General features: G+C 71.3%; 20 protein-coding genes. 11 read left to right on the forward strand and 9 right to left on the reverse strand.

Features of this window, described 5'->3' with window-relative positions:
* Positions 1-116: 116 nt before the first annotated feature.
* Positions 117-965: a hypothetical protein gene (locus AB0K37_RS11335; RefSeq protein WP_363978334.1), complete on the reverse strand. Its 849-nt coding sequence runs from the start codon at positions 963-965 to the stop codon at positions 117-119.
* A gap of 557 nt (positions 966-1,522) precedes the next feature.
* Here AB0K37_RS11335 and blaOXA point away from each other — a divergent pair.
* The 7 genes from blaOXA (at position 1,523) to AB0K37_RS11370 (ending at position 10,245) form a co-directional block, all read left to right on the forward strand.
* On the forward strand, positions 1,523-2,410 hold the full coding sequence (gene blaOXA, locus AB0K37_RS11340; protein ID WP_363978337.1) for a class D beta-lactamase: 888 nt from the start codon (positions 1,523-1,525) through the stop codon (positions 2,408-2,410).
* Positions 2,411-2,513: 103 nt separating this feature from the next.
* On the forward strand, positions 2,514-3,575 hold the full coding sequence (locus tag AB0K37_RS11345) for a 3-oxoacyl-[acyl-carrier-protein] synthase III C-terminal domain-containing protein (RefSeq protein WP_363978340.1): 1,062 nt from the start codon (positions 2,514-2,516) through the stop codon (positions 3,573-3,575).
* 4 nt (positions 3,576-3,579) lie between these two features.
* Complete coding sequence (locus tag AB0K37_RS11350; protein ID WP_363978342.1) at positions 3,580-4,110, forward strand: isoprenylcysteine carboxylmethyltransferase family protein; 531 nt, start codon at positions 3,580-3,582, stop codon at positions 4,108-4,110.
* Positions 4,111-4,170: 60 nt separating this feature from the next.
* A complete protein-coding gene (locus AB0K37_RS11355) occupies positions 4,171-5,034 on the forward strand; it encodes an alpha/beta hydrolase (protein ID WP_363978345.1) in 864 nt (287 codons plus the stop codon).
* 12 nt (positions 5,035-5,046) lie between these two features.
* Positions 5,047-5,823 (forward strand): MerR family transcriptional regulator, encoded by a 777-nt coding sequence (locus AB0K37_RS11360; RefSeq protein WP_363978348.1) that lies wholly within the window; start codon positions 5,047-5,049, stop codon positions 5,821-5,823.
* A gap of 171 nt (positions 5,824-5,994) precedes the next feature.
* The gene (locus tag AB0K37_RS11365) at positions 5,995-8,967 is read left to right on the forward strand and encodes an AAA family ATPase (protein WP_363978351.1); all 2,973 of its coding nucleotides are present in this window, start codon (positions 5,995-5,997) and stop codon (positions 8,965-8,967) included.
* Positions 8,968-9,009: 42 nt separating this feature from the next.
* Positions 9,010-10,245, forward strand: a complete 1,236-nt coding sequence (locus AB0K37_RS11370; protein WP_363978354.1) for an epoxide hydrolase — start codon at positions 9,010-9,012, stop codon at positions 10,243-10,245.
* 22 nt (positions 10,246-10,267) lie between these two features.
* On the opposite strand, the gene AB0K37_RS11375 is transcribed toward AB0K37_RS11370, so the two are convergent.
* The 4 genes from AB0K37_RS11375 to AB0K37_RS11390 form a co-directional block, all read right to left on the reverse strand.
* Positions 10,268-10,906, reverse strand: coding sequence for a helix-turn-helix domain-containing protein (locus AB0K37_RS11375; RefSeq protein WP_363978357.1), 639 nt, complete (start codon positions 10,904-10,906; stop codon positions 10,268-10,270).
* Between the two features lie 10 nt (positions 10,907-10,916).
* Complete coding sequence (locus AB0K37_RS11380; RefSeq protein WP_363978360.1) at positions 10,917-11,849, reverse strand: LLM class flavin-dependent oxidoreductase; 933 nt, start codon at positions 11,847-11,849, stop codon at positions 10,917-10,919.
* A gap of 31 nt (positions 11,850-11,880) precedes the next feature.
* Positions 11,881-12,567 carry an alpha/beta fold hydrolase gene (locus tag AB0K37_RS11385; RefSeq protein WP_363978363.1) on the reverse strand — a complete coding sequence of 229 codons (687 nt, stop codon included), beginning with the start codon at positions 12,565-12,567 and terminating at the stop codon, positions 11,881-11,883.
* A gap of 138 nt (positions 12,568-12,705) precedes the next feature.
* On the reverse strand, positions 12,706-13,227 hold the full coding sequence (locus AB0K37_RS11390; RefSeq protein ID WP_363978366.1) for a zinc-binding dehydrogenase: 522 nt from the start codon (positions 13,225-13,227) through the stop codon (positions 12,706-12,708).
* A 130-nt stretch (positions 13,228-13,357) separates the two neighbouring features.
* Here AB0K37_RS11390 and AB0K37_RS11395 point away from each other — a divergent pair, with 130 nt between their 5' ends.
* Positions 13,358-13,501 carry a hypothetical protein gene (locus tag AB0K37_RS11395; RefSeq protein WP_363978369.1) on the forward strand — a complete coding sequence of 48 codons (144 nt, stop codon included), beginning with the start codon at positions 13,358-13,360 and terminating at the stop codon, positions 13,499-13,501.
* 50 nt (positions 13,502-13,551) lie between these two features.
* On the opposite strand, the gene AB0K37_RS11400 is transcribed toward AB0K37_RS11395, so the two are convergent.
* The 3 genes from AB0K37_RS11400 to AB0K37_RS11410 are packed head-to-tail and all read right to left on the reverse strand — an operon-like array spanning position 13,552 to position 16,181.
* Entirely contained in the window at positions 13,552-14,355 is an 804-nt protein-coding gene (locus AB0K37_RS11400; RefSeq protein WP_363978372.1) for a hypothetical protein, read from the reverse strand.
* Between the two features lie 2 nt (positions 14,356-14,357).
* Entirely contained in the window at positions 14,358-15,647 is a 1,290-nt protein-coding gene (locus AB0K37_RS11405; protein WP_363978375.1) for a VWA domain-containing protein, read from the reverse strand.
* Positions 15,648-15,707: 60 nt separating this feature from the next.
* The gene (locus AB0K37_RS11410; RefSeq protein ID WP_363978378.1) at positions 15,708-16,181 is read right to left on the reverse strand and encodes an Rrf2 family transcriptional regulator; all 474 of its coding nucleotides are present in this window, start codon (positions 16,179-16,181) and stop codon (positions 15,708-15,710) included.
* A gap of 96 nt (positions 16,182-16,277) precedes the next feature.
* On the opposite strand from AB0K37_RS11410, the gene AB0K37_RS11415 reads away from it, so the two are divergent.
* Positions 16,278-17,021, forward strand: coding sequence for an NAD(P)H-binding protein (locus AB0K37_RS11415; protein WP_363978381.1), 744 nt, complete (start codon positions 16,278-16,280; stop codon positions 17,019-17,021).
* A gap of 73 nt (positions 17,022-17,094) precedes the next feature.
* Entirely contained in the window at positions 17,095-17,604 is a 510-nt protein-coding gene (msrA, locus tag AB0K37_RS11420) for a peptide-methionine (S)-S-oxide reductase MsrA (RefSeq protein WP_363978383.1), read from the forward strand.
* Between the two features lie 82 nt (positions 17,605-17,686).
* Here the strand turns inward: msrA and AB0K37_RS11425 are convergent, their stop codons facing one another.
* The gene (locus AB0K37_RS11425) at positions 17,687-18,757 is read right to left on the reverse strand and encodes a WYL domain-containing protein (protein ID WP_363978386.1); all 1,071 of its coding nucleotides are present in this window, start codon (positions 18,755-18,757) and stop codon (positions 17,687-17,689) included.
* A 62-nt stretch (positions 18,758-18,819) separates the two neighbouring features.
* Here AB0K37_RS11425 and AB0K37_RS11430 point away from each other — a divergent pair, with 62 nt between their 5' ends.
* Positions 18,820-19,971 (forward strand): epoxide hydrolase family protein, encoded by a 1,152-nt coding sequence (locus AB0K37_RS11430; protein ID WP_363978389.1) that lies wholly within the window; start codon positions 18,820-18,822, stop codon positions 19,969-19,971.
* Positions 19,972-20,064: the final 93 nt, after the last annotated feature.

A 20,064-nucleotide genomic window follows, 5' to 3' on the forward strand; every position in this document is an offset into this window, starting at 1 on the left:
ATTCGAGTAAAATGCCGATCGCCCTTGCGAGCGCCACGCAGAAGCACGGTGTCGCGCGCTGCGGTAGTGGGCGCTGGAATCCGCGCGTGGATGACGGCATCAGCGTCCCTTCTCGATCAGAGTACAAAGTCGGTGTAATCGCTGTAGTAGGTCTGCGACGTGTCTTTGGCCGCCGCGATCCATGCCGAGACTTTCCCGGGCGTCGGGGACGAGATGGGGCCGGTCGTGTCGAACCAGCATGCGAACGCACACCTCGTGTGCTCGCCCCCGCCCGGCGTCGTCGTCAGGTAGGCGACCTGGTCCTTCAACCAGGTCACGCTCTTCGTGCCGGTTCTGCCATAACCGATCTCTGGCACCGCCCACGGGATTCCCTTGGACCGGGCGAACTTCACGGCGGGCCCCCACAGGGTGCGGCCGCTGCCGACATGGGAGTAGCCGTCCACGCCGAGGACGTCCACAAGCCCGTCGCCTGGCCAGGTGTCGGCATAGGTGCTGCCCGCCTTGGGGGAGGTGCCCGACCAGGCGGTGAGGATCTGGATTGTGTGCAGGTGCGTCCAGCCCTCCGACTGCACCTGCCGCACCCGTTCGCAGAAGCGCTTCAGAGCCGCCGTGTACGTCGCGAGACGGAAGGCGCCGTTACGAATCTTGCCGTCGCCCTCATGCCAGATCGACACGAACGCGAGGTGGCTCTTGGGGATTGACCGCAGGAACCTCAGCGTCTGCGCGTCGAGGCTCCCGCCGGCCATCGCGGTGATCGACGGTTTCCCACTCCAGCAGCTGGCCCGCTTCCCCACATCCACGCCGCCGGTGCTCTGCGCCCAGGACGCGGGCATGCCCGAGGCAGCGGGCTGGTAGGAGCGGCGAATGGTCAGCGGCCCGTAGGAGGCGTCCTTCGCGGCGAAGTCGGAGCCGGACAAGTTCTGGGGGCACGTCCCCCACAGGATCGCGTTACGGTTCTCCACCACTGGACTGCCTCCGCCTTCACCGGTCGGCCCGCCGCCGAGCGGGCCGGGAGTTGATCGCACCGGGGTCGCCGGTGAGCCTGGGGAACCCGATGCTGCGCGGCGCACCACGGCTTCGCGTGCTCCACCTTCAGCGCCGCGGCCGGGATCGTCCTAGTAGTTCCCTAACGTAATTCTTGCAGCAGTCGGCGAGACGAAATAGAGATGATTCCGAGAGTATTTCGTCCTGTCGAGCAAGGGATATGTGTCGATTGAATCCTGCGTCGAACGTCGAGTGCGCTGGCGGCGGCATGGGGAATACCTGAAGCGTTCTCAAGGGCTGCCCTGAAGGGGATGGCGTGACGAATGAGGTGGCTATTAGATCGGGCAATATCCGCTTTTATAGGGAAATAGGGCCTTTGGTTTACCGGGGAGGCGCGCCAGGGTGATCGGTATGGCACGCCGCGTCACATCCCTGGCTGGTCGGCGAGGGTGAGCTGCACTGATACGGATTTCAATATCAATCGCTGATTGATATCCATATTGGACAAGCCGGGTCGTCTGCTGATCGAGTAAGCCGCATGATCAACCTTTCCTCCCGCACCGCTCGCGTCCGGCTGGGCGCCACCGCGCTCGCCGCGCTCACCCTCTTCGGCGCCTCCGCGTGCGGCGCGACCGCCCACGACACCGCCCCGCGCGCCGCCGCCGTCGCCGCGGCCGATCAGATCCGGCCCGGCGTCGTCGAGCGCGACGATCTGCGGGCCGTCTTCGACGCGGCGGGCGTGCACGGCTCGTTCGCCCTGCTGGACGTGAAGACCCGCTCCACGACCGTGGTGGACCGGCGCCTCGCCGAGACGCCGCTGGTGCCCGCTTCCAGCTTCAAGGTCCCGCACGCGCTGGTCGCGCTGGAGACCGGCGCGGTCAAGAGCCCCGACGAGGTGATCCCCTGGGACGGGACGCCGCAGCCGTTCCCCGAGTGGGAGCAGGACATGACGATGCGGGAGGCCGTCCGCATCTCCAACGCCGCGGCGTTCCAGGTGATCGCCCGTCGTGTCGGGCTCCAGCGGGAGAGGCAGTGGCTGCACCGGCTCGGGTACGGCAACCGCCAGACCGGGACCACGGTGGACCGGTTCTGGCTGGACGGCCCGCTGAAGATCTCGGCGGTGGAGCAGACCCGGTTCATGGAGCGGCTCGCGGCCGAGCGCCTGCCCGCTTCGCGTGCGAACCAGCGCACCGTCCGCGACCTCATCAAGCAGGAGGAGAAGGACGGGTACACGCTGTACGCCAAGTCGGGCTGGCAGAACGCCCCCGACCCCGGCACCGGCTGGTGGGTCGGGTGGGTCGAGCGCGGCGGGCGCGTGTCCACCTTCGCGCTGAACATCGACATCGTGAAGGACGGCGACGCGGGCAAGCGCGCCACCGTCACGCGTGAGTTGCTGCAGCGGCTGAACGTGCTGCCCATTGCGTGAGCGCTCCCCCCGAGGGCCACGGTGACCGCCGCGCCGATCCCGTCCACCGGTACAAGCCGCGCGGATGGGTAAGGAAGCGGCAGGGGGAGGCTTAGGGGGAGTCGTGCGTGTAGCGGGTGTGCAGACCGTCCTGCCGGAACATCATTACGAGCAGCGGGATATCACCGAGGCCGTCGTCGGGGCGACCGGGGCCGATCGGCGGGTGGTGGAGCGTTTCCACTCCGCCACCCGGGTGACGGGCCGGTACCTGGCCCTGCCGATCGAGAAGTACGCGAATCTCGACGGTTTCACCACCGCGAACGGCGCCTATGTCGACACAGCGCTGTCCCTCGGGGAGAGAGCCGTCCGGGGGGCGCTGGAGACGTCCGGGGTCGACGCGTCGGAGGTCGACCATCTCGTCTTCTGCTCCTCGACCGGAGTCGCCACCCCCTCGCTGGACGCGTCCCTGGCCCAGCGCCTGGGCCTGCGGGACGACATCAAGCGGGTGCCGATCTTCGGCCTGGGGTGTGCGGCCGGCGCCGCGGGACTGTCGCGGCTGCACGACTACCTTCGCGCGTGGCCCGACCAGGTGGCGGCGCTGGTCTGCGTCGAGCTGTGCTCGCTGACGGCGCAGCGCGACGACGAGTCGCTGGCCAACCTGGTGGCCAGCGGGCTGTTCGGGGACGGCGCCGCGGCCGTCGTGGCGGTCGGAGGCGACCGGAGCACCGGTGCCGGGGGGCCGAGCCGCTGGGGGCCCCGGGTCGTCGCGACCCGCAGCAAGCTCTACCCCGGCACCGGTAGGCTCATGGGCTGGGACGTCGGAGAGCACGGCTTCCGGATCGTCCTGGCCGCCGACCTGGTGGACCACGTCGAGGCGACGCTGGCGGGCGACGTCGCCGCCTTCCTCGGCGAGCACGGGCTGTCGCCCGGCGAGGTGACCTCCTGGGTCTGCCACCCCGGGGGGCCGAAGGTGATCGAGACGATCGCCGAGGCCTTCGCCCTCGTCCACGGCGAACTCGACCTGACATGGGACTCCCTGCGGAAGTTCGGCAACCTCTCCTCGGTCTCGGTGCTCAACGTGCTGCAGGAGACGATCGAGCGACGCCGCCCGCCGGAGGGGGAACCCGGGCTCCTGATGGCACTCGGGCCCGGGTTCTCCGCCGAACTGCTCCTGCTGCGCTGGTGAACCCGTGATCGGCTTCACGCTGCTCATCGGGCTCGTCGGAGCCGAGCGGATCGCCGAGCTGATCGTGGCCCGCCGCAACCAGGCCTGGGCCCGGAGCAGGGGCGGCGTCGAGTACGGACGCGGGCACTACCCGGCGATCGTCGCCGCCCACGCCGGCCTGCTCGGCGGCGCGCTGCTGGAGGCGCGGCTCCTCGACCGCCCCTTCGTCCCGGCCCTGGGCTGGCCGATGCTGGGTCTCGCCGTCCTGGCCCAGGGGCTGCGCTGGTGGTGCATCGCCACGCTCGGCGTGCGGTGGAACACCCGGGTGATCATCGTTCCGGACCTGCCGCTGGTGGCCGAGGGCCCCTACCGCCGGCTGCGCCATCCCAACTACGTCGCGGTCGTGGCGGAGGGCATCGCCCTGCCGCTGGTGCACACCTGCTGGCTCACCGCCCTGCTGTTCAGCGTCGTGAACCTGGGCCTCCTGAGAACCCGCATCCGGATCGAGAACGCCGCTCTGCAACACGCCGCCGACACCACCCCCGCACCCCCGTGACGACCCACACCACCGCGGCGGTTGACCCTGACGCAGGGGCAACCCCCCAGCATAGTCGCCATGAACAGGACGACCAGTGCGCCGGACCACGGAGAACGGGCTGAACCCAGCGGCAGGACGACGCGGAACTTCACGATCCGGCATGGGGGCATCACGATCCCGGTGTCCCGCGGCGGCAGGGGACGGCCGCTGGTCCTGTGCCCCGGGCTGAACTGTACGCAGGCCGACCTGCACGAGCTGGCCGGACTGCTACGGCGCGACCACGACGTGGTGACCTTCGACCTGCGAGGCCACGGCCTCGCTTCGGCCGCCGACCGGTACTCCTTCGAGGCGTTCCTGAGCGATCTGGCCGCCGTGATGGCGGAGCCGGACCGCCTCGGCCTGGACGAGCCCCCCGTGCTCGTGGGCTACTCGATGGGCGCGGACCTGGCCGTGCACTTCGCCTCCGAGCATCCCGGCGCCGTGGCCGAGCTCGTCCTCGTCGACGGGGCGAACCCGGTGCCCGAACCCTTCGTCACCGAGGCCCTCCTGCCGGAACTCCGCGCGATGTGGGAGGACATGGCGGCTCGGCAGGAGGCCGCACGGGGCACCGCGCGCCAGGTGCTGCTCACCGGCCAGGACATCCTCGACCTGAACGTCGAGATCGACGCGGTCCGGTCCGGGATCCTCGACCGCTACCGGAAGATCGACCGGCCGGTCCGAATGATCATGTCGAGCTCGATGGCCGGTGAGAGCGGGGGAGACCATGCGCCCCGGCTCAACCGGAACTGGCGTGCCGGAATCGACCGGCTCGTTCGTGAGCAGCCGCACATCCCCGCCTTCTGGCTCGAAGCCGACCACCGACTGGTCTTCACCCATGCCCCGGAGATAGCCCGCATCATCCGGGGCACGCCCGGCCGGGCCGGCTCGATGCCCATCCCGTAGAAGACTGATGGGATGCTGACGATCGGCGAGCTGGCGTCCTACGCCGGAGTGACGGTGCGCACGGTGCGGCACTACCACGCCAGGGGACTGCTGCCGGAGCCGGAGCGGGACCGCTCCGGGTACCGCCGATACGACGCGGGCGCCGTGATCGAGCTGATCAAGATCCGGACGCTCGCCCGGGCGGGGGTCCCGCTGGCACGGGTGCGGCAGCTCCTGCGGGCCGACGAGGAAGAGTTCGCCGCGGCGGTCGCGGACATCGACAGGCGGTTGTGCGCCGAGATCCGGCAGCGACGGCTCCACCGCGCGCAGATCGCCCGGCTGGCCTCAGGAGACCACCTGGCGCTGCCGCCGGAGGTGGTCGGGTATCTCGATCGGCTGCGGGCGCTCGGCATCGACGAGCGGATCGTCCGGGTCGAGCGCGACGGCTGGATCCTGCTGGCCGCGCACTCACCCGAGCGCGTCGCGGAGTGGGCGGCGCGCAAGCGCCGGCAGATCGACGACCCGCGGCTCGTCGCCTTCTACCGCTCGCTCGGCCAGGCCCTCGACCAGAGCGGCGACGACATGCGGCTGGTCGAGGCGACCGACGAATTGGCCGACTACATCACGCAGATGGCCGACGAACAGGGCGAGGACTACGTCGACGACACCGACCTCGATCCACCGCTGGTCGAGCTGATGGACGCACGGGTGTTCGACACCGTGCCGCAAGCCCGCCGCCTGATCGAGCTGCTGAAGCGGAGAGGCTGGACCGGCTGGACCAAGCTTGAGCGCATACCCCCTCACCGGTGACCGTTTCATCGCGAGGGCTTGACGCGGTGCGGCGCGGGCGGGGCTTGGTGGAAGGCGAAGCGGTGGGGCACCGTCTCCGCACTTCGAGGCGGTCGGCCACTTCGAGGCGGTCAACCGAGGCGAGAACGGGTCTGCTCATGCCACCATTACGGTGATTCGTGAGGAGTCTCGTTGCATCGTCTGGTCGTGTCCCTGACCTCCCCCGGGGCGTTTCGAACCGTACTGGAGGCGCTGAAGGCGCCGCTCCCGCCGAACGCACCGCCTGGACGGCACATCTTGATCGAGCCGGGTTCGTACCCGAACACGGGTTTCCGCAGCAAGAGCGACTTCGTGATGACGGCCGTCGAGGGGCTGGGCTCGGTGACGCTCGACGGCCGCACCGTCGGCACGGTCGAGGTCACCGGAAAGGTGACGCTGCAGGGGCTCATCGTCCGGAACTGGAGCGACAAGGGCCTCGCGCTGGAGGTCGCTGAAGGCACCATCGTCGCCGAACAGTGCGAGTTCATGACCCGGGGCCGGATCGCCGTGCGGGCGTCGAGGGGCGCCAACCTCACCCTGCGCAACTGCGAGGTGCAGGAGGGCGCGGTCGTGTACAGCGCCTCGTCCGGGCTCATGGAGGCCACCTCGGTCACCGGGACGGGCGGCAACGCGGTGGCGGTCCGCAGCGGCAGCACGCTGACCATGCGGTCGTGCCAGATCAGCGAGGCGGGCGGGCACGCCGTCTGGGCGACCGAGGGGTCCAAGCCGGTGCTCGAGCGGTGCACGGTCACCGATCCGGTCGACTCGGGGCTCCGGATCGAGGAGCGCGCGGAGGTCGTCCTCCGCGACTGCGTGATCCGCGGCACCGGCAAAACGGCCGTCGCCGTGGTCGACAAGGGCGGCCTCACCGCGGACGACTGCCTGGTCACGGGCGCGGGGACCGACGCGCTGTGGGTGGCGACCGGCGGCTCGCTGACCGCGCGGCGGGTCAGGATGGAGGCGCCGCAACGGGCAGGCGTGGTCATCGAGAAGGGCACCGCCCTCCTGGAGGACTGCGAGGTCGTCGACACGCCCGGCAACGCCATGTTCCTCGCCCGGGACTCGATCGTCGCGATCGTCCGGGGCCGGGTCGCCGACTCGGGGCGGGTCGGCGTCGAGATCGACGGAGGCGCGCGCGTCCGGATGGAAGGGACGACGGTCACCGGCAGCAAGCTCGCCGGCGTGAGCGTGGAACCGGACGGCGAGCTCGCCGCCCGCGGCTGCATGTTGGCGGACAACCTCGGCCGGGGCATCCTCGCCTGCCTGGGGGCGAGCGTGCGGATCGAGGATCTGACGAGCGTCCGCAATGGAAGGCCGGACCTGTTCGACTTCGATCTGGCCGCCGCGCAGGCCAGTAAGCGCGCGCAGGCCGAGTCCGTCGGGGACGCGCCGGCCGAGCCCGGGAGCCAGGCGCCGGCCGAGCCCGAGACCGCGCCGCCCGTGGCGGAGGCGCCGGTCGACGGGTCGGCGGATGCGCTGCTGGGCCGGTTGGAGGCGATGGTGGGTCTTGCGGGGGTGAAGCGTGAGATCCGGAAGGTGACGAATCTTCAGAAGGTGGCTGAGCAGCGGCGGCTTGCGGGGTTGCCGCCGGGTCCGATGATCGGTCGGCACATGGTGTTCGCGGGTCCGCCGGGGACGGGCAAGACGACGGTGGCTCGGTTGTATGGGGGGATTCTGGCGGCGTTGGGGGTGGTGGAGAAGGGTCAGGTGGTGGAGGTCAGCCGGGCTGATCTGGTGTCGGAGAACGTCGGCGGCACGGCGCTGCGGACGTCGGAGGTGTTCCAGCGGGCCCGGGGTGGGGTGTTGTTCATCGATGAGGCCTACACGTTGTCGCGGAAGGCGACGGGGACCGATTTCGGGCAGGAGGCCATCGACACCCTGGTCAAGTTGATGGAGGACCATCGCGACGAGGTCGTGGTGATCGCGGCGGGGTACTCGGCGGAGATGCGCGACTTCCTGGCCGCCAATCCGGGGTTGAAGTCGCGGTTCTCCCGGACGGTGGAGTTCGAGAACTACAGCCCGGCCGAACTCGTCCAGATCGTCGAGTCCAACGCGGCGCGGGACGGGTATCGGCTGGCCGATGACGCGCGTGCGGCGATCCTGGCGCATTTCGCGGGGCAGCGCCGCGACGCGACGTTCGGGAACGGGCGGGCGGCGCGGCAGGTGTTCGAGGCCGCGGTGGAGCGGCAGGCGCAGCGCCTGGCTGATCTGGAGGAGCTCCCGTCCGGCGAGGAGCTGAGCCTGCTGGTCGCCGAGGATCTGGATGTAGACGCGGGGCTGGCGGCGCGGTTCGGGGAGGCCCGCGACGCCGGGCAGGTCACCGAGGTGCTGGCGCGGCTTTCGGCGATGACGGGGCTGGAGGAGGTCAAACGGGAGATCAAGGACTTGCTGGACCTGCTTGCCTCGGCGCGGCGGCGCCGGGCTGCGGGGCTGGAGGCCGAGCCGTTTACCGGGCATCTGATCTTCGCCGGTCCGCCGGGCACGGGCAAGACGACCGTGGCGCGCCTGTACGGGGAGTTGCTGACGGCTCTTGGGGTGCTGGCGCAGGGGCAGGTGGTGGAGGCGGCGCGCGTCGATCTGGTCGGGCAGTACGTGGGGCACACCGCGCACAAGACCACCGAGGTGTTCGAGCGCGCCCGGGGCGGGGTGCTGTTCATCGACGAGGCCTACACGTTGTCGCGGCCGGGCGGGTCGGGGCACGATTTCGGGCAGGAGGCCATCGACACCCTGGTCAAGTTGATGGAGGACCACCGCGACGAGGTCATCGTGATCGCGGCCGGGTACACCGACGAGATGCAGGGGTTCCTGGCCACCAACCCGGGTCTGGCGTCCCGGTTCGCGCGCACGCTGACCTTCCAGCCCTACCCCGTCGAGGGTCTGGCGTCCATCTTCGTCAAGAAGGCCGAAGCAGCCGACTACCGCGTTCCTGATGCCACTCGCGAGGCCCTGACCGGTTATCTGACCGCGAACCGGGACCGGTTCCGTGAAGGCAACGGCCGCGAAGTCGACAAGCTGGTCCGGTCCGCCATCACCGCCCACGCCCGCCGCACCGAACAACTCGCCAACAGCGGCATCGAACTCACCACCGAACAACTCGCCACCCTCCTCCCCGAAGACATCACCTAGTCCTCCGAGGATTCTCGACGGCGAGGAAGGGGACAGCTCGCTATGACCACCTCGAACGCCTTCCCTTTGGAACCGACGGCGATCCATGTGCCCGACGAGGCCCTCGACGACTTGCGCGCTCGTCTCGCATTGACCCGTCCGCCGCTGGACGAGGGGAACGAGGACTGGTCCTACGGCGTCCCGGACGGCTACCTCCGCGGGCTGGTCGCCTACTGGCGGGACGGCTACGACTGGCGCAAGGCCGAGGCCGCCATCAACGCCTACGAGCACTACCAGGTGAGCGTCTCCGGTGTACCGGTGCACTTCATGCGCAAGCCGGGCCGCGGCCCCCGTCCGATCCCGCTGATCCTCACCCACGGCTGGCCGTGGACGTTCTGGCACTGGTCGAAGGTGATCGACCCGCTCGCCGACCCGGCCGCGTTCGGCGGCGACCCCGGCGACGCGTTCGACGTCATCGTGCCGTCCCTGCCCGGCTTCGGTTTCCCCGGCCCGCTCACCGGCTTTCCGGACGTCAACTTCTGGAAGGTCTCCGACCTCTGGCACACGCTGATGACGGAGATTCTGGGGTACGAGAAGTACGCGGCCGGGGGCTGCGACATCGGCGGGATCGTCACCAGCCAGCTCGGCCACAAGTACGCCGACGAGCTGTACGGCATCCACATCGGCTCCGGGCTGCCGCTCGACTTCTTCAACGGCCCCCGCGCCTGGGACTTCGCCCGGAACCGGCCCCTCACCGACGACCAGCCCGCCGAGGTCCGCGCCCGCATCATCGAGATGGACCGCCGCTCGGCGTCCCACCTCACCGTGCACATGCTCGACGGCGCCACCCTGGCCCACGGCCTGAGCGACTCGCCCGCCGGACTGCTCGCCTGGCTGCTGGAGCGCTGGAACGCCTGGAGCGACAGCGGCGGTGACGTCGAGTCCGTCTTCACCAAGGACGACCTGCTCACCCACGCCACGATCTACTGGGTGAACAACTCCATCGCCACGTCGATGCGGTACTACGCCAACGCCAACCGCTACCCCTGGACCCCCTCCCACGACCGCACGCCGGTCGTGCAGGCCCCGGTCGGCCTCACCTTCGTCACGTACGAGAACCCGCCCGGCGTCCACACCGCCGAAGAGCGGGTCCGAGCGTTCAAGACGGGCCCGCAGAGCGCCTGGTTCAACCACGTCAACGTCAACGCCCACGACCACGGCGGCCACTTCATCCCTTGGGAGAACCCCGACGCCTGGGTGAGCGACCTGCGCCGCACCTTCCACGGCCGCAGGCCCTGAACGACCCGGGCTGCGTCCAGGCTCAGGAAGCCTCCTTGTGGGCGCAGCCCGCGGCCGAACGGCCGGCGACGCCGGCGAGCACCCGGCGGAGCTCCGCCAGCGAACCTTCCACCGCGGCGTGCTGGTCCGTGGCGCGCGCGATGTCCAGGGCGCTCTCGCAGATCCCGCCGTACAGCAGCGAGGTGGCGGGATCCAGCGGCCGTTCGGAGATGCACCCGGCCTCGACCGCGATGGCCAGCCCGCGCCGCATCTGGTCCTTGCACCCCGCCTGGATGTCGCGCATGGCGGACCAGCCGAGCGCACCCGGCGCCTCGACCAGGGTGATCCGGCGGACGGCGGGTTCCAGCGACGCCTCCAGCATGGCGCGGCAGCCCGCGAACATCCCGTCCCACGGATCCCGCTCGGCACGGAACGCCTGCCGGACGGTCACGGCGAGCTTCTTCTGCTCGGCCGCGTAGACCTCGCGGAAGATGTGCTCCTTGTTGCTGAAATGGTGGTAGAAAGCGCCGCGCGTCACCTTGGCCCTGGCGCAGATCGCGTCCAGGGAGGTGGCGGAGAAGCCGTCGTCGACGAAGAGCTCGCGAGCCGCCGCGACCAGGGCGCCCGTGGTCGCCCGGGTGCGTTCCTGCTGGCTCCGGCGCGCACTGGTGTTCGTTGCCACCCGCGTATCCTCACACGTCGAGCAGCGGCAGGACACGGGAGGCGAACCGCTCCAGCTCCGCATGGTGGTCGCCGGCCGCCAGGCGGATGACGACGTGCCGGGCTCCCGCCCCGATGTAGCGGTTCAGCCAGGCGGCGGCGTCCACCGGAGGCCCGGCGAACATGGCCTGGATCTTCTCCACCCGCTCCAACGGTGCGTTGTAGTAGCGCTCGATGCTCTCGCGCAGGAGCACGCGCGCCTGCTGTGGATCGTCGTCGAGGCAGAGCGTCGCGTACAGGGCGGCGGTGACCGGACGGGCCGCCAGCCGGTGGACGGCAGCCCGCTCGCGCGCGTAGTCGGCGACGTCGGGCGGGTAGGGCAACCAGCCGTCGCCCAGGCGGGCCACCCGCCGCAGGGACCGTTCGCCGCTTCCCGCCAGCCAGATCGGCGGCCCTCCCGGACGGGCCGGAGCGGGCGCGAGGGTGGCCCCGCGGAAGTCGAAGTGCCGGCCGGTGAACGACACGTCCTTGCCGCTCCACAACCGCCGCATCACCTCGATCGACTCCTCCAGGCGGCTGAAGCGGGTCAGGAAGGGCACGCCGAGCGCGTCGAACTGCGCCTCGGTGCCGGCGGTGGGGAAGCCGGCGCCCATCCCGACGATCAGCCGCCCGCCGGTGAGCCGGTCCAGCGTGGCGAGCTGGTGCGCCACCAGGATCGGATGCCGCAGCGCGGGCAGCATCATCGCGGTGCCGAGCGTGAGCCGCGGTGCGGCGACGGCGACGGCGGACAGCAGGAGCAGGGGATCGGCGCGGGGCCGGGTGAGGGGGCTGTCCCCGGTCCAGACGGAGTCGAACCCGAGGGCGTCGGCGTGCCGGGCCTGCTCGATCAGCCGGCCGAGGTCGTCGTCACCGCCCGCGGCCCGGTCGCGGGTCGGCAGCAGATAACCGATCTTCACCTCGGCCACGCGGCACCCCGCTCCAGGTAGGCGCCCCGCTTCACGGGATCTCGTCCAGGAGGACGTCCGCCAGGGCGCGCGGCGCGGTGACCATGGCGTCGTGGCCGACGTCCAGGACCGTGGCCGCCCAGCCGTGCTCGTCGGCGAGCCGGGCGAACGGCATGGGGCCGTCGGGCGTGCAGAGCACCGCGCGGCACGGGATCGCGTCGACGGCCCCGGACAACCGGGCCGGCTCGGAGAACGTCCGCCGCGGGTGGGGCGTCAGCCTGGACTCCAGCCACGCGACCTGGTCCGGTTCCGTCACGCCGACGGCGGCCGCGGGGCCGGGCGGGACCAGGCCGTCGACGGTGACCCCTTCGACCCAGTCGCGGAAGAAGGCGGGGGCGAGGTCGTCCAGCGACTCACCGTCCCGGCCCGCCCAGGCGTCGACCATGGTGATGCGGGCGACGCGGTCCGGCATGCGGTCGGCGGCCTCGCGGACGACGAAACCGGCGTAGCTGTGCCCGACGAGCACGACGTCCCGGAGATCCTCGTACCTCAGCAGGCCCAGGAGGTCGTCCGCGTGCGTCCGCAGGCCGATCCCGGGGCCCGCCAGGTGGGCGCGCTCACCGAGACCGGTCAGCGTCGGGGTGTGGACCTCATGCCCGGCCTCCCGCAACCGCGCGGCCACGTGGCGCCAGCACCAGCCGCCGTGCCAGGCACCATGAACCAGCACGTACGTCGTCATCGCGCCGCCCCTTCCGTACGCTCGCGCCAAGCGGCGAACCTCGCCGCCGGGATGTCGGCGCGGCTCTTCGCCCGTGCGTAGGCTCGGACGACCTCGGTCGGCGTCATCTGCTCGTCGGGCATCCCCGTCTCCCTCCTCTCACGCGTGCTCGCCGACGGCGAGCACGACCTTTCCGGTGGTGTGGCCTTCGGCGACGCGGTCGTGTGCCGCGGCCGCCTCCGCCAGCGGGAACACCGCGTCGACGTGCACCTTGAGACGCCCGTCGGCGACGAGTTCCGCCAGTGCGCCGAGCCCCGCCCCGTCGGGGTCGACGAGGTAGTCCACGGCGCGCACGCCGAGGTCGGCGGCGCGCTCGTGCAGCCCCGGGGTCCAGGCCGCCTGGCCGCTGACCAGGACGCCGCCCGGCCGCAGGCATTCCAGCGCCTCCAGCCCCGCACGGCCCCCGAACATCTCCTCCCCGGCGACGTCCCAGCCGTTGACGAACGGCAGATCGAGCACCTGGTTGTACGCCCGCCCGCGGCGCGTGTAGACGTCCACCGGATTGACCCCGGCCGCCATGACCCTGACGAGCACCTCGCCGAAGACCGGCACTGGTTCCGCCACCTCGACCAGCGCCATGGTCCCGGTGCCTCCCCACGCCGACTGCTGTGTCGCCCGCATGCGCGCTCCTCTGGAAGATCACTCAGGAATGTACATACATACCGCATGTATGTAAATAGGAGGTGGCGGCCCCGGTCCGTGGAGTCCTCGCTCATCGAGGGCGCCCACCTGCACACACCTGAGGAGCGGCATGGGAGCGAACACGGCGCTGCTGGCGTTCACGGACGGCGACATCCCGTCAGCGCTGGCCGCGCCACCGAGGATGGGCCCGCCTCGGCGCCTCCGCCTGGGGCCGGACGGAAAGCTGCACGAGATCAGCTCCGACGTCCTCTGAACGGCGAGCCCCTGGCCGCTGTGAGCTCCCTGCCGCCGAGGGCGGGGTGGTCAGCGCGGGGTAGAGAACCAGCGGCGCGGATGCCGGGTCAGGCTGTAGCCCGCGACGGCCATGACGGCGGCGAGGACGCCGCCGCCGATCGTCCACCACCACCGGCTGGACGGCCACGAGAACCAGCCCTTGACCCGCTCCGCCGGTTTCGGCGCCGAGTCCACGGGGCCCGCCGACGGCGCGGCGCCCGGGGCGAGCGTGGTCCCGGGGTCGACGGCCGGGGACAGCGGCGCCTTCAGCTTCGCGCCCGCGGGCCGGGCGTCCCCGTCCCTCGCGCTGATCCGCACGTCGGCCCGGATCGGCAGGCCGAGGTCCTGCTCGGGCAGGCCGCTCGCCGCGAGCCGCAGGTAGTAGGTGCCGGGCAGCGGGTCGTCGGACCACGGCTCGGCCCACGCCCGGACCCGCCGCAGCGTGCAGCGGAGCCTGACGGCCCCGGCCCCGGCCGCCGCCGTCGCGTTCTGCGGACCGGCCGTGCACGCCTGGCGGCGGCGCAGCCCGTCGAAGACGTCGATGGTGTACGTCGCGGCGCCGTGGCGGCTCGCCGCGGGGGGCAGCGCGACCGTCACCGCGATCCGCTCGGTCTGCCCGGCCGCGGCGGCGAACGACCAGTACAGGTAGTCGCCGGTCGAGGCGGGCACGCGGACCGGCTGCCCGGGTTCCACGGTGGTCGCGGTCAGGAAGGACGTTCCCGCGGTGCCGATCGTCGGTCGCGGGCTCGGGGAGGGGTCAGCCGCGGCCGGCACGGCGGTCGCCGGCAGGACGGCGCAGGCGGCCGCGGACGCGAGGAGGAGGGAGGCGCGCATGGTCAGTTCTCCTTCCAGACGGCCACCCGCCACCGGGCGAGCCAACCGGTGGCCAGGCCGGCGACCAGGCCCGTCCCGGCGAGCACGATCAGCAGCAGCCAGCCGCGGCCGAGGTCCGGTTCGCCCGGGGTGTCCGAGGACGGCACGAGGTCGACGGTCAGCTCCAGCGGCATGCCGGGCGCCGTCCGCACCGAGGCCGGGGCGGAGAAGGAGTTGCTCACCACCAGGCAGACCGGCGTGCCGCCGGAACCGCCGTCCGGCGACGGCGAGGCGGAGGCGTCCGCCCCGGTCCGCTGGTCCGACCAGCGCAGGCCGGTGGACTGCACGTCGGTGCGTCCGCTGCCCGCGTCCGTGCCGCGGACGAGTTCCTGCCCGGCCCCGGACACCGCGCGCAGCAGAACGCCGTGGTCGGGGTTCAGGGTCCGGTCGAGCGAGACGCTGACGGAGGCGCGCAGCTCCTGGCCCGGAGCCACCGACACCCGGTACCAGCGGTGCTCGCTGAACCGCTCCCGGTCGGTGTACACGCCGGGCGCGAGCGTGGGCGCGTCGGCGCATCCGGCGGTCCCGGAGACCTTCTCCGGAGTTCTCTTGTAGGTGGTCCTGGCGCGCTGGACGAGCTGGTTGAGGCGGCCGGTCAGCTCCTCCTGGTGCTGGACGGCGGTGTAGGTCCCGCCGGTCGCGTCGGCGATGCAGGTGAGCTGCTGCCGGACCTTGTCGCTGAGGGTCAGCCCGAGGGTGTCGACGACGAGGTGCGTGCCCTGGGAGGCGAGCTGCCGGGCCACCTCGCAGGGGTCGGGGGGCGAGCAGGTGTCCTCGCCGTCGGTGATGAGGATGATCCTTCGCGTCGTCTCCCCGGTGCCGAGGTCCCGGGTCGCCGCGCGGAGCGCGAGCCCGATCGGCGTCCAGCCGGTGGGGCGCAGCGTCGCGATCGCCGCCTTCGCCCGCGCCTTGTCCACCGGGCCGACCGGGGAGAGCTGCTGGGTGTCGGTGCATCCGACGGCCTTGGAGCTGCCGGGGAACCGGTACCGCGCGCCGAGCACGCGGATGCCGAGTTGCGTCCCTTCGGGGAGGGAGTCGACCACCGCGCCGAAGGAGTGCTGGGCGACCGCCATCCGGCTGAGCCCGTCGATGTCGCGGGCGCGCATGGAGCCGCTGACGTCGAGCACCAGCTCGACCTTGGGCGGCTCCGCGGGCTCGCCGTCATCGGCGGAGACGGGGGGTGCGCCGACCAGTGCCAGGGGGGCGAGCAGGGCGAGCAGACCGCCGCCCGCGAAAGATCGTTTGAAGAGCACCAGGGGATCCTAATGACGCCCGGAGCCCCCCGAGGCGAAGATCGAAAAGCCTCCTCCGGGCTATGTGATCTCCGCCAGGCGCGCTCGGGTGCGGGCGGGCGCCGACGGCGGGAGGGTGTCGAGGACGTCGGCCAGGGTGACGCCGGAGAGGCTGTCCCGCCAGGCCTGGTGCGCGTCCGCCATCTTCGCGGCGAGGACGCAGGTGCTCCGGCACTCGGCGGCCGGCAGCGCCCCCCGGCCCTGCCGGCGGATCTCGCGGCACTCGTACGGCGAGGACGTGCCGTCGACGGCCTCGACGATCTGCAGGAGCGTGATCTCGGAGCCTGGCCGCGCGAGGCGGAACCCTCCGCGCGGGCCCGCGGTCGCGGTGAGCAGGCCGGCCTTGACGAGGGCCTTCAGCTGCTTGGCGAGATAGGGCGCCGGAAGGTCGTAGTACTGCGCCAGCTGAGCCGTCGACGCGCTGACTCCCGGATCCAGCTGGGCCAGCGTGGTCGCGCAGTGCAGGACCCATTCGGTGCTAACAGGCAGTTTCACCCCGAAAGCTTATCGCAGATATCGTGGATCTATTTTATCCGTGATAGTCTCCGCTCGACCGCCAGGACAAGGACCGCCAGGACATGGGAGGACACCATGCGGATCGCCGTCGCCGGCGCGACCGGGAACATCGGAACCCTCACCGCCGCCGCTCTCCAGCGGGACGGCCACGAGGTGGTGGGCATCAGCCGCTCGCTCGGCGTGGACCTGACGACCGGCGAGGGGCTCGACGACGTGCTGGCCGGCGTCGACGCGGTCGTCGACGCCACCAACAGCACCGCGGCCGACCCGGCCGAGACGGTGGCCTACTTCGGCGCCGTCACGCGGAACCTGCTCGCCGCCGAGGAGCGGGCCGGCGTCGGCCACCACGTGCTGCTGTCGATCGTGGGGGTCGACCGCATCGAGGGCAACGCGCACTACGCCGGCAAGCGAGAGCAGGAGCGCCTGGTGGCCGCCGGTCCGGTGCCGTGGACGATCGTCCCGGCCACGCAGTTCCACGACTTCGCCGCGATGGTGGCGAGCTGGACCGAGCGGGACGGCGTCGCCACGATCGCGCCGCTGCTGGTGCAGCCGATCGCGCCCGCGGACGTGGCGGCCGTGCTCGCCGAGATCGCGACGGGCCGGCCGCAGGGGCGTTACCGCGACGTCGCCGGGCCCGAACCGCAGGACCTGGTCGACATGGCCCGGCGCACCGACCAGGCGCGCGGCCGCACGGTGAAGCTCGTGCCGACGTGGTCGGGAATATTCAGCCCGGAGACGGCGGGCAACGTGCTGCTGCCCGGCCCGGACGCCCGCATCATGCCGACCACGTTCGACCAGTGGCTCGCCGAGCAGCGGTAGGGGCGGTCCAAGGAATAACGCTCCCGCGCCGCCCGCTGTAGTCAGCGACGAAGGACACGAGGGGGAAGAGAACATGGCAACCGAGAGGGCACTGCTCGCGGGCGGCTGTTTCTGGGGCATGGAAGAGCTTTTCCGCCGGCAGCCCGGAGTGGTCTCCACGCGGGTCGGCTACAGCGGCGGCGACGTCCCCAACGCCACCTACCGCGACCACGGGTCCCACGCCGAGACCATCGAGGTCGTCTACGACCCCGACCGGACCGACTTCCGGGCGCTGCTGGAGTTCTTCTTCCAGATCCACGACCCCACGACCGTGAACCGGCAGGGCAACGACATCGGCACGAGCTACCGCTCCGCTATCTTCTACACCTCGGACGAGCAGCGGACGGTCGCCGAGGACACCATCGCCGACGTCGACGCCTCCGGCCTGTGGCCGGGCAAGGTCGTCACCGAGGTGACACCCGCGGGCGATTTCTGGGAAGCCGAGCCGGAGCACCAGGACTACCTGCAGAAGTACCCGAACGGCTACACCTGCCACTTCCCCCGCCCCGGCTGGAAACTCCCCAAGCGCACCGCCGAGGCCTGATGCCCTGGGACGGCGCGGGCATCCGCGCGCGCCGTCCCGGCGCGGATGTGACGCCACAGGTCAGATGATGCCTCGACCTGTCCTACGGCGGCTCACCTCGCTGAACCGAGCTCGCATCACCGCCGCCCTCGTTCTCGCGGCTCCTGTTCATCCGGCCGATCGAGCGTAGGTAGCGTTCGCCCAGGACCGCGAGGTGGTCGACGAGGCCGGGCGGTCCGGTGACCTCGAAGTCGAGTCCGAGCATGCCGATGTACACCGCGATGGTCTCAAGGCTGTCGGCCCCCGTCACGAGCACGCACTTCTCGTCGCTGACCGACTCGACCACGCCGACGGCGGCGTTGATGCGCGAGAGCACCTCCTGCGCGGGGGCGAACACGGTGATCCGGGCGTGCACCTTCCAGCCCGTCGAGGCGACGTCGCGCAGGACGAAGCTGGTGTAGTCGAGTCCCGGCAAGGGGGTGGGGGTGAACACGCGGCGGGTGGGCATGCGCGGGGTGATCCAGTCGACCCGGAACGTCGCCCAGGTGCCGGCCTGCGGATCGCGTCCGACCAGGTACCAGCGGCGCGTCCAGCTGACGAGCCGGTAGGGCTCCACGAGCTTGGGCCCCGACGTCGCCGCCGTGCCCGAGGGCAGTTCGCCCGCCCGGTCGTCGGGCCCGGTGGTGTAGTCGAAGCGGAACCATTCGTGGTCGCGGACGGCCGTCGCGATCTGCGCCAGGACCGCCGCGTCGACCTCGGGGTCCTCGACGTTGGAGCCGGTGTTCTGGGGTCCATGGGAGGTGGACTCGTGGATCGCCGCGACCTGGCGGCGCAGCCGGTGCGGCAGCACCTGCTCAAGCTTGGCCAGGGCGCGGGCACTGCTCTCCTGGATGCCGCTGATGCCGGTTCCGGCGCGCAGCCCGATCGCGATGGCGACGGCCTCCTCGTCGTCCAGCAGCAGCGGCGGCAGCTTCGTGCCGGCGCCGAGGCTGTAGGAGCCGGTCGTGCCGCGGGTGGCGTCCACGGGATAGCCGAGCTCGCGCAGCCGCCCGATGTCGTTGCGGATCGTGCGGCCGCTCACGCCGAGACGTTCGGCCAGCTCGGAGCCCGGCCAGGACGGTCGTGACTGCAGAAGGGAGAGCAGGGCGAGGAGTCTCGCGGAAGTTTCCAGCATGATCTGCATGATGCCGCACCACTAGGAATCAAGTCTTCCTATATGGGTTCTACTGTGAAGCCATGACGACGACGAAGACCGCTTCCGCCGAGATCCGCCCCTTCCGCGTGGAGATCCCGCAGGCCGAGCTCGACGACCTCGCCCTGCGGCTGGCCAACACCCGGCTGCCCCGCCCCGCCGCGGTCGACAACTGGGACCTCGGCACGCCGAACAGCTACCTGCGGGAGACCGTCGAGTACTGGCGCGACGGGTTCGACTGGCGGGAGCAGGAGGCGCGGATGAACGAGTTCCCGCACTACCTCACCGAGATCGACGGCCAGGAGGTCCACTTCATCCACGTCCCCTCCGCCGAGCCGGACGCCACCCCCCTGCTGCTCATCCACACCTACCCCGGCTCGTTCGTGGACTTCCTCGACATGATCGGCCCGCTCACCGACCCCGTCGCGCACGGCGGACGGGCCGAGGACGCGTTCTCCGTGGTCGTCCCCTCGATCCCCGGCTTCGGCTTCAGCACCCCGCTGTCCGGCGGGGACTGGACGATGGCGCGGGTCGCCCGCACCCTGGACGCCCTCATGCGCCGGCTCGGCTACGAGACCTACGGCTCGCACGGCAGCGACGCCGGCACCATGATCTCCCGGGAGCTCGGGCTGCTGAAGCCGCCCGGATACCTCGGCATGCACGTCCTGCAGCTGTTCTCCTTCCCCTCGGGCGACCCGGACGAGTTCGCCGGCTTCGGGCCCAAGGAGTACGCGGCGCTGGAGCACATGCAGTGGTTCCAGTCGGTCGGCGGCTACAACGCGATCAACGCCTCACGGCCGCAGACCGTCGCGGTCGGCATCGCGGACTCGCCCGTCGGCCAGCTGGCCTGGAGCGAGCTGTTCAACTCCTTCGGCAACGGCACGAGCCTGGTGACCCGCGACCAGATCCTCACCCAGGTCACGCTGTACTGGCTCACCAACACCCAGGCCACCGCGGGCCGCTACCACTACGCCGAGGCGCACTCCGGCGCCGAACCGGCCATCAACACCGCGCCGACCGGCGTCGCGGTCTTCGCCGACGACTTCCAGACCATCCGCTCGCTCGCCGAACGCGACAACACCAACATCGTGCACTGGAGCGAGTTCCCCACCGGCGGCCACTTCGCCTCCCTGGAGGTCCCCGAAGCGGTGACCGCCGACCTGCGCACCTTCTTCGCGGCGCTACGAAAGGGCTGAACCTCCGGCCGCGGCGGGAGCGGGCACTGCCCGCTGACGGCGGGTCGATCCTGTCGCCGCTGCTGCCGTCTCTTGACGACCTGGGCTGATTCG

The sequence above is a fragment of the Actinomadura sp. NPDC049753 genome (assembly GCF_040674655.1).
GTDB lineage: Bacteria > Actinomycetota > Actinomycetes > Streptosporangiales > Streptosporangiaceae > Spirillospora > Spirillospora verrucosospora.